At 66.4% G+C, this 777-nt stretch carries 2 protein-coding genes; both read left to right on the top strand.

All coding sequences use genetic code 11. The features are described 5' to 3' along the window. Positions 1-363: Rossmann-fold NAD(P)-binding domain-containing protein (locus AC08OU_RS23805; RefSeq protein ID WP_476605870.1), on the top strand; the 363-nt coding region annotated here is incomplete at its 5' end. A gap of 6 nt (positions 364-369) precedes the next feature. Beyond that, positions 370-777 (top strand): NUDIX hydrolase (locus tag AC08OU_RS23800; protein WP_476605869.1); only part of this gene is annotated, 408 nt, incomplete at its 3' end.

Genomic DNA, 777 nt, shown 5'->3' with positions numbered 1-777 from the left:
CTGGAGGGCGAAGACTTCACCTACCTGCGGCCCGGCTCCTACGTGGCGTCCGTGACATCGTCGGACGACGAACTGAACCTCGCCTCGCTCCGCGGAACCTACCGCGTCGACCGGCTCGGCCCACACCTCAGCCGTCTGTCCTCGTGGAACCATCATTTCTATCTGCTCAACGATGGAAATGCGGTCAACTTCGTTCATGGCGCTGCGGTCGGCCCGTTCATCTTTCTTGTCCAAGGCGAGATCCTCGCGGCCCTCGCGCTGCTGTCGTCGGGACGAGCCATGGAGCCGGGCCTACACGAGGTCGGCAACCGGGAGCGTGAAATCATCGCCCGGTCCTGGCTGCGATGCTTCAACGAGGAGTGAACGCCCGTGCCCGTCACGAACGACGACATCGCCAAGACGATCCGTGCGCATCTCGACGCGCACCCGGAGGACACCGAGTCCTTGGCCCCTCTGTTGGAAGCATCCCGCGGAAGCGACGCGCCCCTGGCCTCCAGGACGACCACACCCGGCCACGTGACCTGCGGAGTGGTCGCAGTCACCTCTGATCGCCGAGTCCTCCAGATCCGCCACCGCAGCCTGAACCGATGGCTCCTTCCCGGCGGGCACATCGAGCCGGACGACGCCTCGCTCCTGGACGCAGCCCTACGCGAGCTGGCCGAGGAGACGGGGATTCCTCGGGCCTGGGCGAACCCTGCCCTCGAACGGCCCGTGGACGTGGACGCACACGTGATCCCACCGAACCCCGCGAAGCGGGAGCCGGAGCACATCCACTAT

It is taken from the genome of Frankia sp. CcMO1 (assembly GCF_977945845.1).
The sequence above is the reverse complement of the archived record's forward strand: the minus strand, read 5'-3'. Positions and strand labels throughout refer to the sequence as shown.